Origin of the sequence: Roseobacter sp. GAI101 (assembly GCF_000156335.1) — a bacterium.
Taxonomy (GTDB): domain Bacteria; phylum Pseudomonadota; class Alphaproteobacteria; order Rhodobacterales; family Rhodobacteraceae; genus Sulfitobacter.
Window position 1 is genome coordinate 3,745,398 of the sequence record NZ_DS999213.1, and the last position, 12,455, is coordinate 3,757,852.

The window sequence follows — 12,455 nt, forward strand, 5'->3', positions numbered from 1 at the left end:
GTTGCGTTTGGGCCAAGGCGTCAAGGGTGCGGCTATCAGCCGTTGCCGAATCCACCCATGCCTTTTGCCCATTGGAAGCCGATCAGGGCCCCCTTCAGTCTGGGCAGAAGGTAAAGCGACAATCCAACGCAGCCAACAGCAAAGATGGTGAACAGCGTCAAAGGTTCGGGCCGCCAGTTCACGAATACGACGTGCAGCATAGGTGCCATCAGGTGACCGACGACGAGGATCGTCATATAGGCGGGACCGTCATCGGCACGATGGTGGAAAAACTCCTCGCGGCACGCTGTGCAGCTGTCATTGACCTTGAGATAGCTTTTCAGCAGCGCGCCGCCGCCACAGTTCGGGCATTTGCGACGCCAGCCGCGCAGCAGGGCGGTGGACAGCTTGCGGTCCTGCGGGTCGATCTGTTCAATTTCTACGGTTCGGTCGGTCATGGTGTATCCTTGTTCCTCCTCTACATGCGGGCAAACCACATCAAATGAAAGGGGCCAGTGTCGCGTTGCGGCGGGATGTCGCAAAACAGGCCTGACAAACTTTTTTCATATTTTTCCGACGGAAGTTTTAAGGCGCGCCGTTTGAACCGGTATCGCCACGCAGAAGACGTGGTTGAAACCAAGATCACCAAAGGAAAAACAAATGACTTACCGAGCAAATATTCAAATCGCAGTTCTCAGTGGCCTGATTGCTTTGGGGGGCAGCGCCTTGGTTGCGCAAGAGACCGCAAAGGATGCAGGCCCCAAGATGGACCGCTTTGCCGAGATGGACACCAATGGCGACGGTGCTTTGACCCAGGACGAGATGAAAGCCCACGCGCAGGCCCGTTTTGCACAGGCCGATACGGATGGCGACGGTTTCCTGACCGCCGAAGAAATGCAGGCCGCTGCAGCAGCCCGCATGACCGAGCGTGCCGAGCGGATGATGGCCAAGCTGGACAAGGACGGCAACGGATCGCTGTCGGTGGAAGAACTGCAAGCCATGGGCGAGGGCCGGATGGACAAGCGGTCCGCAAAGATGATGGAGCGCATGGATGCCAATGAGGACGGCAAGCTGTCGCCCGAAGAAATGGCCGGTCGTCATTCACCGGAAGAAATGTTTACCAAGCTGGACGCCGACAAGGACGGCACGGTGAGCGCCGAAGAATTCGCCAGGCCCGGATGGGTGGCATGCGCGCCGGACACGGTGGGCATGTCAAGCACGGGGAACATGGCAAGCGCGCCGGGCATGGTGACCATAAAATGCACGGCAAGGACCACGGCAAGGATCACGACGACAAGCCCGCGTCGGAATAAGATCATGGTGCAGGCGCGCTTGAATGGTGCGCCTGCACCCGCTAGCCGTGATGGGATGACGATGCACGTTTCCAACGATGCCGACGACGGGGGCGATCCGGATGCCGATTTGCTGTTGCGCTATGCGCAGGGCGATGCGGCGGCGGCACGGCTTTTGACCGTGCAGTTGACGCCGCGCGTTTTCGGGCACGCGTTCAGGGTGTTGGGGGATAGTAGCGAGGCCGAGGACGTGACCCAGGATGCGTTGATGCGCCTGTGGAAGATCGCGCCGGACTGGCGGATCGGCGAGGCGAAGGTGTCGACGTGGCTGTACCGCGTGGTGGCCAATCTTTGTACCGACCGTTTGCGGAGACGCGGGCGCGGGGTTGCGTTGGAAGACATCGCGGAACCCACCGACCCCACCGAAAGTGCAGAGGCGAAGATACAGCGCGGTGCCCGCCAGGAGGCGCTGCAAACCGCGCTTGATGCATTGCCGGACCGCCAGCGGCAGGCGGTGGTCTTGCGCCACATTGACGGCTTGGCCAATCCTGAAATCGCTGCCATCCTCGACATCGGTGTCGAGGCGGTGGAAAGCCTGACAGCGCGGGGCAAACGTGCGCTGGCGAAACGACTTGGCGGACAGCGTGACGCCTTAGGATATGATGATGACAAAACCTGACACAGATATGCTTGAAAGCCTGTTCCAAGATGCCCGCGCAGCGCCGCCGCAGATGCCCGCCGGGTTGATGGAGCGTGTGATGGCCGATGCCTTGGCCCTGCAATCAAGCCCCCCTGCGCGCGGCTGGCGTGGGCTGTGGCAGGCGATTGGCGGGGCACCGGCCCTGGGCGGTCTGATCACCGCCACGGCCGTGGGCTTTTGGATCGGGGTTGCGCCCCCCAGCGGTTTGCCGGAAATCGCGGCGCAGATCATCACCGGGGACACTTATGCCACCATCGGCGACGACAGCGTGAACGCGCTGACGGCCTTTGGCTGGGACATTGAGGAAGGTTAGGGCATGGCACTGAATGGGGAAAAGAACGGGGCACAACCGTTGGCACGCAAAGACAAAAGGATGAAATGGGCGTTGGGTCTGTCGCTGGGGCTGAACCTGCTTGTGGTCGGTCTGGTCGCAGGGGCAGCCTATCGGTTTGACGGGCCGCATGGCGGGCCGGGGGCCAGCCGGCATGACTTTGGCGCGCCCTATATCATAGCCTTGCCCGACGACCGACGCCGCGCGATTTTCAAGAACCTGCGCGCCGACAGGCAGGACAAATCCACTAGCCGCGCCGCACGCCGTGCGCTGTATGCCGAAGCCGTGGCTGCGATCCGGGCTGAACCCTTTGATCCTGCCCGCGTCACGGCCGTGCTGGACACACAGCGCGAGGCGACCTTGGGGGTGCAGCAAGCCGCCCAATCCGCATGGTTGGCCGAGATTGCATCAATGGACGCCGCCGCCCGCGACGCCTATGCCGACCGCTTGCAAGAGGTGCTTGCGCGCGGGCCGAAGCGGGACCGCGAAAAGGACAAACGCTAGGGCGCGGGGCCATTGTGCAGCGTTTTCAACATTTGGGCAAAATCAACGGGGCGTAAGGGGCGCGTTGACGATCATCCTTCGACAGCCAGAATTGCCGCTGCAAGATCGTTGGCCGTGAAGGGTTTTTGCAAAAGCGTCACCCCCTCATCCAGCCGTCCATTGTGGATGATCGAATTTTCCGTAAAGCCCGACATAAAGATCACCGCGGCTTTGGGATAAAATTCGGCAAGCCGTCTGGCCACCTGATTGCCGTCCATGCCACCGGGCAGGACCTCATCGCTGAGGATCAGATCGACATGGGGCAGGGTTTGCGCAATCTCGACCGCCGATGGTCCGTCCGCTGCGCTGTGCACACGGCATCCCATCCGGTCAAGCATCGCCCCGTAAGTCTTGCGCAGATCGGTGTTATCCTCGACGATCAACACGGTCATGCCCTCGAATTTCGCCCGCAGGGGGGTGGGCCTGTCGGGCCGTTTGTCTTCGTCTTGCGTCTTTGAACGGGGCAGATACAATTTGACCGACGTGCCTTTGCCGATTTCAGAATAGATCTTCAGATGGCCGCCTGATTGCTTGGCAAAACCGAATGCCATGGGCAGCCCCAGACCGGTTCCCTTGCCGACGCCTTTGGTGGTGAAAAACGGTTCAAGGGCCCTCTGGATCGTCTCGTCTCCCATGCCTTGTCCGGAATCCGTGACGGTGATGCAGACGTATTGCCCTTCTTTGACCTCGGCGTTGTGATTGGCATAATCCCGGTCAAGGCGCGTGTTACTGACCTCGATGCTCAGGGCACCCCCATCGGGCATCGCGTCACGCCCGTTCACCACCAGATTGAGCAGTGTCGTCTTGAGCTTTTCAGGGTCGGCAAATGCCTTCCACAGCCCGCCGCCCGCGACGATCTCCAGGTCGATCGCGTCCCCGACCGATGTGCGCAGCAGGGCGCTGGACTGCTTGATGACCATCGCGGCATCAAAGGATTCGGGCGACAGGGGCTGCTTGCGCGCAAAGGACAGCAGTTGGTGGGTCAGGTTCGCGCCGCTGGTGACCGCAGAGAGCGCGACCTCCAGATAGGACCTTTCGCTGGGGCTTTCGAGGGTCAGAAGCGTAAGTTCGATGTTGCCCGAGATGACAGCCAGCAAGTTGTTGAAATCATGGGCGACACCGCCGGTAAGCTTGCCAATCGCATCAAGCTTTTGCGCTTGCAAAAGTTGTTCTTCGGCGATGTGTTGATCGGTCACGTCCAGTGATACGATTTCGACCACCGGTTGGTCGGTGGCCGGGTTGGGCGTTGGATGCAGGATCTGCCGGACAAAGCGGACTTCGTTGTTGCCCAAACTGTATTTCACCACGGTTTCGACGGTCCGGCCATTGCGAAACATCTGTTCGTGGTGGTGTAGTTTCTCGGGGTCCTCGTCGCGCAATATGTTTCCGACAAAGTCACGCCTGACGTCCATCGCAAGCACCTGTTCGATGGTCATGTTGCAGCTTTCGGCAAAGAATTCGTCGCATTCCAGAAAGCGATCTTGCGCGACATCAAAGGACGCATACCCCAGACGGGTAAGTTTCGCGGCACGGGCCAGTCTTTTCTCGGAGGTTTCGCCGGCCATTTGCGCGGCCAGAACCTGATCGCGCATGGCATGGATCGCGTCGACCAGGACGGTCAGTTCGTCCGGTTGTCGCACCTGATGCCGGTCGGTCAGGTCGAGTTTCAGGTTCTGCCAGTCCTTGGGCAAATCCTTGAGGGTGTCGGAAATCTGCAGAATGGGCCGCAGCAGGCTGCGGTTCAGAAGGCGCAGAATGACCAAAGCTGTCAGGAACACAAAGCCAAGCGCGATCAAGACAGTCGCACTAAGCCGAAACAGGATGGTCTGCCATATCTCGGATTTGGAGGCTTTGAGACGCATCGTGCCGATCTGGCGCGCGCCTGACTGGCCCTGGCCAAACAGAGGCACCTCTAGGGAATAGGCTGCGCCGCTTTGGCCAAAGCGGCCGGCCGTCAGGTTGATTCCTTGGCCATCTGTGACCTGCGCCGCACTGATCACGCCAAGTTCGACATAGCTGTCGATCATTTCCTGCACGGTGCCAAGATCGTACTGCCAGAGATGCGTTTGGATCGGCACAGCATTTATCGCGGCCAAGCGATCCACCCGGTTTTCAAGGTCGGTCTGCGCCGCATCGTGATAGAAAAATGCGGGGATGATGCAGGCGACGACGATAAGTCCCGTCATCGGCAGCAGGATCGCACGCCAGATCTTTCCGCGCATGCCAGCCGGAAAGAACCGCAGCCTCATTCCTTCGGGCCTCCAAACTCGGAGGTGGCGACGATGTTCTGAAAGGTTCCATCCTCTTTCATGGATCTGATTGCGGCGGCCATAACAGGCGCAAGGTCTGCATGTTCGGGGTGCAGATACATGAACAGATCGTTGTTCACACGATAATCAGAGAAACGAATGTCATTGATGCCCCTTTGCCGGGCCAGTTCCCGCGCTTGTGAAAAGCGCATGTAGGCGACGTCGATCCGCCCCTGGAACAGCATCTCAAGCAACAGGTCGGCGGATGTTGCGGCGAAGATATCTGGATGGTCTGCCAACAACGTTTCAACAAATCTCCACCCCTTGATGTAACCGACACGATAGGAATTGAAATCTGCCACCGTGGTGATCTTGACGGCGTCGTTCAGGTAAACGCCGCCACCTTTTCCGGAAAAGACCACTTCCGGCACGCGAACCAGCGGCTGCAGGGCAGGCGCTTTAAGGACCGGCGCGGCGACGTAGCCATCAAATTCGCCCGCGAGCGCCCCGTACAACCCCCGCGGTGCCGTGGTGATTTCATAATCGAAGGCAATGTCTGCCCGCGCAAAGGCTTCGGTCACGATACGGTCGATATATCCATCTTTGGCCGGCGTGGTGTTCGGAGGATAAAGCGAGGTGGCGAGATGTAATCTGGTCTCCTGCGCGTGCGCGGCAGGCAGGGCAAAAGCGATGACAAACAAGATTGCGATGATCAGAGCGGGGCCCATCACGCCGCGAAAGAAAGCGCGTTCCTGCTGTGGCCCTTGCAGGGCATCGTGATCGGATGGAGCGTGAGAAATGATAGGGGCCGAAATCGTCTGACCTCCCAGTTTAGCGATGTGCTTTTTGAAGGCGGCGACGCTAGCGATCATTTTATTTCAACTTAAGGTATAGTTAAAATCAGAAAAAATCAACACTTACGCACGCGGGGCAGGGGACGCACCGGCAGCGATCACGAATAGCATTCCGCTTGCCAAACCGTGACCGGGCACGCTACGCAAGGCGACCCTCATGAAAGGCTTTGCAATGAACCTCGAATTTCCTGACAACGACGAAGTTTTGGCTACTGTGCGTGCCTCTGCGGGGCGGCGGTACACCGGGCTGCTATCGCTGGGATTTCTGGGGGTCTTCCTTGTCTACATGGCTTTCACCAGCTCTCCGGGGTTGGGCTGGCAGGTGGTTCTGATTATTCTGGGCGTCGGTGCCATCTGGATGGCAGAGAGGATGCGCCGCGCCACCAGCAGTGCGATCGAACTGACCTCGACCGTGCTGCGCGACAGTGACGGTACGGTCATTGCCCGGGTCGAAGACATCGAACATATGGATCGTGGCGTATTCGCCTTCAAACCTTCGAACGGGTTCTTGCTGCGGACCAAGGCAGGTACCGGCCGGGACCGCGTGTGGCGTCCCGGTCTGTGGTGGCGCATGGGGCGGCGGATCGGCATTGGCGGCATGACGCCTGGCCGTCAGACGAAATACATGTCCGAGGCGATCGCGACGATCATGGCAACCCGCGACCTTTGAAGGCCCAATGCAAAACCGCCCCCGCAATATGTGCAGGGGCGGTTGTTTTTTTGGATCAGGCCAGAGGCGGGGTCATACGCTGCCTTCATACAGCACACGCGGCGCATAGCGTGGTCGGGTGAAGACGAAGTTATCAATGTCCTGACGCAGCAGCCCGACTTTGAACGGCGGGTCGAATTTTGTAAAAGTCTCGGTGATGACGATATATTCACCATCGGCCAAGATCGGCACGCGCGACGTCCAGGTCGCGACGTCTGCATCGGACACGGGCGTCACCGATCCGCGGACACGGGACCAGTGAACGTAGAACCGTTTCTCGGTCGCGTTGTATTTCAGGGATGTGACCCGAATTGCGGGGTCGCCCGTTGAATGGGTCATGTAGCCCAGCATATCCTGCAAGCCGTCCATATACAGACCATCCAGCGGCAGGGTTTCGCGCGAAATCATATCACTGAGCGTATAGGCCGTTTTCTGGTTCACACTGTATTCCTGATAGGTGTGAAAGAACGAAAACATCGCCATGAAAATCCAGAACATCGCGGGGGCCATGATCAATGCCTCGAGCGACGCGCTGCCATCTTCCTTGCGGCGGAAATCGCTAAGCTTGAGGCGTGCTGATAGTGACTGCCACATTAGCTTGGCTCCTGTACGAAGGCCGAGATGGCGTAGACGCTTCCCTGACCGTTCCCGTCTTTGATGAAGTTGAACCCCAGTGGAAGGAACGTGGTGATCGAATCAAATTTCAGGCAAGCCCGGAGCAGCATCAGATCGTGTTGTTTGCCCAAGGCGAACCCACGTTCCGGTTCGATCGGCAGGGATTTGTCCACGCAATCGATTGTCGGATTCATCTGGGAGAACTGGCGCGGATTCACGTTTACCATCTCAAGGCGCAGCGTCGCAGCGCAGTCACCGGGATTGCCCGCGCGGTCGCAGACCATGTTCTTGATCTGGTCATGGGTCATCGGCGTGCTGGTGTTCAACCTGATAAAGCGGACGGCCTGTTCAAGGCCACGGTCAAGGTGCACCTGGCGCAGCGACGCCATGCTCATGTCGACCGACATCATGAAGACCGTAAAGATAATCGGCAAGATGATGACGAACTCAATCAGGAAAACCGACCCGTCTTCTGCTTTGCGAAAGCGCCGCAGCGCTTCCAAGCAACGGGTGATCATTGTGTCAGTCTCAATTGGTTGATTTGACTTGCGATTGCGCTGAACGCGTCAGTCAGTTCCACTCCTTCAACCCGAAAGAAATGGCTGGGCGAGGAGGCGCATTTCTTCATGACGTCGGCCCCTGTATCATTGACTTCGAAGCCGATGGTCCAGATCACAATGCCTTCGTCCTTTGCAGCACTGCAGATGTTGTCCATCAACGTGTTGCCTTTTTCCGCTGTGTAGCGGGTATAGTAATATCTGTGCCAATCTTTTTCTTTTATGTATTGGCTCAGGTAATAGTTGAAGTTCCATTTGGACCAGTGAACGACCTCGCTGCTGCTGTTATAATACGCAGTCGAGATGCGCTGCGAATTGCTGTTCTGGCCATCGGTCATCAGTACAATGGTCTTGAGCGTCTCTCGATCACTGTAGTCGGCAGGACGGTCGGCGAATGTTGATTCAACAACAGAATCCGAAACAAGGGACGCCGTTGTCTCACGAAAGCTCGGGTCGAGCAGCGCTGTGCCCCACTTCATGCCCATGTAGATGGCCGTACCGGCACGGGGCTGGAATAAATCTATCTGTGCCTTTAATGACGGGCCGTCTTGGCTGATCGGGCGCACACGCTCGTACACTGCACGAGGGCAGACGGTGTCATGAAGGGTGTTCTGCTGATATCCGGATTCTATTGAATAGGTGTTCCACTGGAAATGCTGCGTCTGGTCCCAGGGAAAGCCGGGCGTCATCTGGGTTTGAACGAAATGGCCATCGGGCACATCAATGCAATATGAAAAGTCGTGGCGCGTATCGACCCAAAGTGCGTTGAAGATATCAGGCCCGACATTGACCTGTTCGGAATAGGGGATCAAAGAAAGCGAGACGTTGTTCTTTGTCTCGGGGCGCAAAACCGTGTCGATAAAGGTTTTTGCCGCATCCTTCATGGTCGTCAGTTTCGAGTTATTCTTCATCGAGCCGGAGACATCGAGCACGAGCGAGATTTCGACTTTCTCAACACGTTCTTCAGCCTTGCTGAGAGCAGGCACGTCCAGCGTCGGAAAACCGAATCTTCCCAGAAACTGGGTTTTCATTTCGTTATTGGCTTTGACCGTCACCGTACGAAAGTTCAGGCCGTTCTCTATCGTCACCGAACTCAGGTAATCGGACATGCCCGATTTGGCGAAATATTCGTCCACGACATCAGCCGGTGCCAAAGTTTGATCCAGGTCTGCCGCCGCAAGTACCGCACGGTCTGCCGCCGCCTGCAGCTTTGTGCGCTCCATTTCGTGGCGCATGAAATCAAGCTGTATGCCGCCCACCATGACCATCATAATGATGATGAAGATGGTAAGAATCGTGATGGAGCCATCTTCGTGACGGGCAAAGCGCCCAAGCCTAACCCCAAGCGTGGATCGGACCCAGGCTTCTGTTGGTTTGAATAAAGACATCCCATGTTCCTCTTTACGCGGACTCCGTGGCCTTCTGACCCATCAGAGAGTGCGGTTCAGACACCGTATGCCTTTCGAAAATGGCCGAAATAGGGCGAAAACCTTGAAATAAGGTCATACTTGGCCCGCTTCGTCCGTCATCCCAACCGGTCCAGGGGCGCGCTTGAGGGCTGGGGGACGACGGCGTCGGCGCAAGAGTTTGAGCGCAGCGGGGTGATTCCCTTTGGCTCAAAGTTTTCTTTTCGCCTAAATAATGGGCAAAAACTACAGTCGGAGGGGATTTACGGGTTCTAAAGCTGCGGGGGGCATGTTCAAGATAAGGCGCGGTGAATCGCATTCAATTCAGGTCACTTCGCCAAACAGGAGCACCAAATGACCGACAGTACCGAACCAAGCTTTCGCGAAAGCGTAGACATGATGTTCAACAGGGCCGTCGGCCTGATGGATCTGTCTTCCGGGCTTGAAGAGAAAATTCGTGTTTGCAACGCCACCTATACGGTGCGCTTCGGCGTGCGCCTGCGGGGGGGAATTCACACCTTCACCGGCTATCGGTCCGTGCATTCGGAACATATGGAACCCGTGAAGGGCGGCATCCGGTACAGTCTTGGCGTCAACCAGGACGAGGTCGAAGCGCTGGCGGCGTTGATGACCTATAAATGCGCGCTGGTCGAAGCGCCCTTTGGCGGATCAAAGGGCGGGTTGTGCATTGATCCCCGTGCCTATGATGAACACGAGCTTGAGCTGATCACCCGCCGCTTTGCCTATGAGCTGATCAAACGCGACATGATCAACCCCGCGCAAAACGTGCCCGCCCCCGACATGGGCACAGGCGAACGCGAGATGGCCTGGATCGCTGATCAGTACAAGCGCATGAACACCACGGATATCAACGGCGTGGCCTGCGTGACGGGCAAGCCGATCAATGCCGGCGGCATCCATGGCCGGACCGAAGCAACGGGTCGCGGGGTGCAATTCGCGCTGCATGCGTTTTTCAAGGACGCCAAGGGGCTGGCGAAAGCGGGTCTTGAGGGCAAGCTGAAAGGCAAGCGGGTCATCGTCCAGGGGCTGGGCAACGTCGGCTATCACGCCGCCAAGTTCCTGAGCGAGGAAGACGGCTGCCTGATCACAGCGATCATTGAACGCGACGGGGCCTTGTATGACGAAACGGGATTGGACGTCGAAGCGGTGCATCACTGGATTGCCAAGCATGACACGATCAAGGGCTATCACGATTCCACGCTGATCGAAGACGGGGCGTCGGTTCTGGAAAAGGACTGCGACATCCTGATCCCCGCCGCATTGGAAGGGGTGATCAACCTGGGCAACGCCGACCGGATCAAGGCACCGCTGATCGTCGAGGCGGCGAATGGTCCTGTGACCTCGGGGGCCGATGAAATCCTGCGCGACAAGGGGGTGGTCATTATTCCCGACATGTATGCCAACGCAGGCGGTGTGACGGTGTCATATTTCGAGTGGGTCAAGAACCTGAGCCATATCCGGTTCGGCCGGATGCAGCGCCGCAACGAGGAAAGCCGTCACCAGCTTTTGGTGGACGAGCTTGAACGGTTGAGCGCGGACAGCGGCGTGGGTTGGCAGTTGAGCCCGAACTTCAAGGACAAGTACCTGCGCGGGGCGGATGAACTGGAGCTGGTGCGATCAGGTCTTTATGACACGATGGTCGATGCCTACCGGTCCATGGCCGATATCTGGCACAACCGCGATGACGTGACGGATCTGCGCACCGCCGCCTATCTGGTGAGCATTACCAAGGTTGCGGCAAGTTACCGCGCCAAGGGTCTGTAGGCCGGAATTGATGAAAGACTGTCGCGGACAGACCTGTCCGCGACGCAAACTGCCGCCGATCCCTTTTCCAGCCATTGCACCTTGTCTCCGGAGTTGATTGAGTGACAACCAAGGCGGATGGGCTGGGAGAACGGAATGCGGTTTTCAGGATTGCGCGTGCTGCGCGAAGGATTGACCGGAAACAAGGGATGGGCACCGCATTGGCGCGATGCCGAACCCAAGGCCGAATATGATGCGATCATCATTGGCGGTGGCGGTCACGGGCTGAGCACCGCCTACTATCTGGCCAAGGAACACGGCCTGACGAATATCGCCGTTCTAGAAAAGGGCTACCTCGGCGGGGGTAATGTCGGCCGCAACACGACCATCGTGCGGGCGAATTACTTTCTTCAGGGGAACTCCGAATTCTATTCCCATTCGCTGAAGCTGTGGGAGGGGCTTGAAGAAGACCTGAACTACAACGTGATGCATTCGCAGCGCGGTCTGATCAACCTGTTCCATTCCGACGGCCAGCGCGACGCCTTTGCGCGGCGCGGCAATGCGATGATCAATCAAGGCGATGATGCCGTGCTGCTGGATCGCGATGGCGTGCGCAAACATCTGCCCTATCTGGATTTCGACAATGTGCGGTTTCCGATCTATGGCGGCCTGCTGCACCCGCGCGGCGGCACGGCGCGGCACGACGCGGTGGCTTGGGGATACGCGCGCGGTGCCTCAGATCGTGGCGTTGATCTGGTCCAGCAATGCGAAGTCACAGGCATCGATATCGAGAACGGCCAGGTCCGCGGTGTTCAAACCACGCGCGGGGCGATCCGCGCCAAGAAGGTCGGTATCGTTGTCGCGGGGCGGTCAGGTCAGGTCGCGGCCATGGCGGGGATGCGCCTGCCGATCGAAAGCCACGTCTTGCAGGCCTTTGTGACCGAAGGCCTCAAGCCGTGTATCGACCATGTGGTCAGCTTCGGCATGGGGCATTTCTATATCTCGCAATCCGACAAGGGCGGATTGGTCTTTGGCGGCGATCTGGATTTCTATGCTTCCTACGCCAGTCGGGGCAACCTGCCCATGGCCGAACATGTGATGGAGGCGGGCATGACCCTGATGCCGATGATCGGCAAGGCCAAGGTGCTGCGCAGTTGGGGTGGTATCATGGACATGACCCCCGACGGCAGCCCGATCATCGACAAGACCGATACCAAGGGTTTGTTCATTGATTGCGGCTGGTGTTACGGCGGGTTCAAGGCGGTGCCGGGGTCGGGGTTCAGTTTTGCCCACCTGATGGCCACGGGAAACCACCATGCGCCTGCGGCGAAATACCGGCTGGACCGGTTCCGCAACGGGGTTGGCCTGATGGATGAAGAGGGCACCGGTTCTCAGCATAACCTTCATTGATGGCGCTTTGGGCATGGGGTTGGATTTGAGTATTTTTAAAAGGGTG

Annotated in this window: 12 protein-coding genes and 1 pseudogene; 7 read left to right on the forward strand and 6 right to left on the reverse strand. The window is 58.2% G+C overall.

The window, feature by feature from the left end; all coding sequences use genetic code 11:
- Positions 1 to 35: 35 nt before the first annotated feature.
- Positions 36 to 437: a DUF983 domain-containing protein gene (locus tag RGAI101_RS17735; RefSeq protein ID WP_008225207.1), complete on the reverse strand. Its 402-nt coding sequence runs from the start codon at positions 435 to 437 to the stop codon at positions 36 to 38.
- Positions 438 to 762: 325 nt separating this feature from the next.
- Here RGAI101_RS17735 and RGAI101_RS22470 point away from each other — a divergent pair.
- The 4 genes and pseudogenes from RGAI101_RS22470 to RGAI101_RS17750 all read left to right on the forward strand — a co-directional run.
- A pseudogene (locus tag RGAI101_RS22470) lies at positions 763 to 1,125 on the forward strand (EF-hand domain-containing protein); the annotation flags it as partial.
- Positions 1,126 to 1,353: 228 nt separating this feature from the next.
- The gene (locus RGAI101_RS17740) at positions 1,354 to 1,950 is read left to right on the forward strand and encodes an RNA polymerase sigma factor (RefSeq protein WP_037229804.1); all 597 of its coding nucleotides are present in this window, start codon (positions 1,354 to 1,356) and stop codon (positions 1,948 to 1,950) included.
- The gene (locus RGAI101_RS17745; protein WP_254655288.1) at positions 1,937 to 2,284 is read left to right on the forward strand and encodes a hypothetical protein; all 348 of its coding nucleotides are present in this window, start codon (positions 1,937 to 1,939) and stop codon (positions 2,282 to 2,284) included. Before RGAI101_RS17740 ends, RGAI101_RS17745 begins: the two co-directional genes overlap by 14 nt.
- Before the next feature lie 3 nt (positions 2,285 to 2,287).
- Positions 2,288 to 2,806 carry a periplasmic heavy metal sensor gene (locus tag RGAI101_RS17750; RefSeq protein WP_008225115.1) on the forward strand — a complete coding sequence of 173 codons (519 nt, stop codon included), beginning with the start codon at positions 2,288 to 2,290 and terminating at the stop codon, positions 2,804 to 2,806.
- Positions 2,807 to 2,877: 71 nt separating this feature from the next.
- Here the strand turns inward: RGAI101_RS17750 and RGAI101_RS21330 are convergent, their stop codons facing one another.
- Entirely contained in the window at positions 2,878 to 5,094 is a 2,217-nt protein-coding gene (locus tag RGAI101_RS21330) for a response regulator (RefSeq protein WP_008226104.1), read from the reverse strand.
- Positions 5,091 to 5,966: a substrate-binding periplasmic protein gene (locus RGAI101_RS17760; RefSeq protein WP_037228696.1), complete on the reverse strand. Its 876-nt coding sequence runs from the start codon at positions 5,964 to 5,966 to the stop codon at positions 5,091 to 5,093. The genes RGAI101_RS21330 and RGAI101_RS17760 overlap by 4 nt, the downstream gene beginning before the upstream one ends.
- A gap of 139 nt (positions 5,967 to 6,105) precedes the next feature.
- Here RGAI101_RS17760 and RGAI101_RS17765 point away from each other — a divergent pair, with 139 nt between their 5' ends.
- On the forward strand, positions 6,106 to 6,618 hold the full coding sequence (locus RGAI101_RS17765) for a hypothetical protein (protein WP_008228861.1): 513 nt from the start codon (positions 6,106 to 6,108) through the stop codon (positions 6,616 to 6,618).
- A gap of 72 nt (positions 6,619 to 6,690) precedes the next feature.
- Here the strand turns inward: RGAI101_RS17765 and RGAI101_RS17770 are convergent, their stop codons facing one another.
- From RGAI101_RS17770 to RGAI101_RS17780, 3 genes are read right to left on the reverse strand one after another with little or no spacing between them, the layout of a single operon-like run.
- The gene (locus tag RGAI101_RS17770) at positions 6,691 to 7,251 is read right to left on the reverse strand and encodes a hypothetical protein (RefSeq protein WP_008225960.1); all 561 of its coding nucleotides are present in this window, start codon (positions 7,249 to 7,251) and stop codon (positions 6,691 to 6,693) included.
- A complete protein-coding gene (locus RGAI101_RS17775; protein ID WP_037228698.1) occupies positions 7,251 to 7,790 on the reverse strand; it encodes a TadE/TadG family type IV pilus assembly protein in 540 nt (179 codons plus the stop codon). The genes RGAI101_RS17770 and RGAI101_RS17775 overlap by 1 nt, the downstream gene beginning before the upstream one ends.
- On the reverse strand, positions 7,787 to 9,217 hold the full coding sequence (locus RGAI101_RS17780) for a pilus assembly protein TadG-related protein (RefSeq protein WP_008225945.1): 1,431 nt from the start codon (positions 9,215 to 9,217) through the stop codon (positions 7,787 to 7,789). Before RGAI101_RS17780 ends, RGAI101_RS17775 begins: the two co-directional genes overlap by 4 nt.
- A 372-nt stretch (positions 9,218 to 9,589) precedes the next feature.
- Between RGAI101_RS17780 and RGAI101_RS17785 the strand changes: the two genes are divergently transcribed.
- The gene (locus RGAI101_RS17785) at positions 9,590 to 11,020 is read left to right on the forward strand and encodes a Glu/Leu/Phe/Val family dehydrogenase (RefSeq protein ID WP_008226505.1); all 1,431 of its coding nucleotides are present in this window, start codon (positions 9,590 to 9,592) and stop codon (positions 11,018 to 11,020) included.
- Between the two features lie 135 nt (positions 11,021 to 11,155).
- Positions 11,156 to 12,409, forward strand: coding sequence for a sarcosine oxidase subunit beta family protein (locus RGAI101_RS17790; protein WP_037229817.1), 1,254 nt, complete (start codon positions 11,156 to 11,158; stop codon positions 12,407 to 12,409).
- Positions 12,410 to 12,455 lie beyond the last annotated feature (46 nt).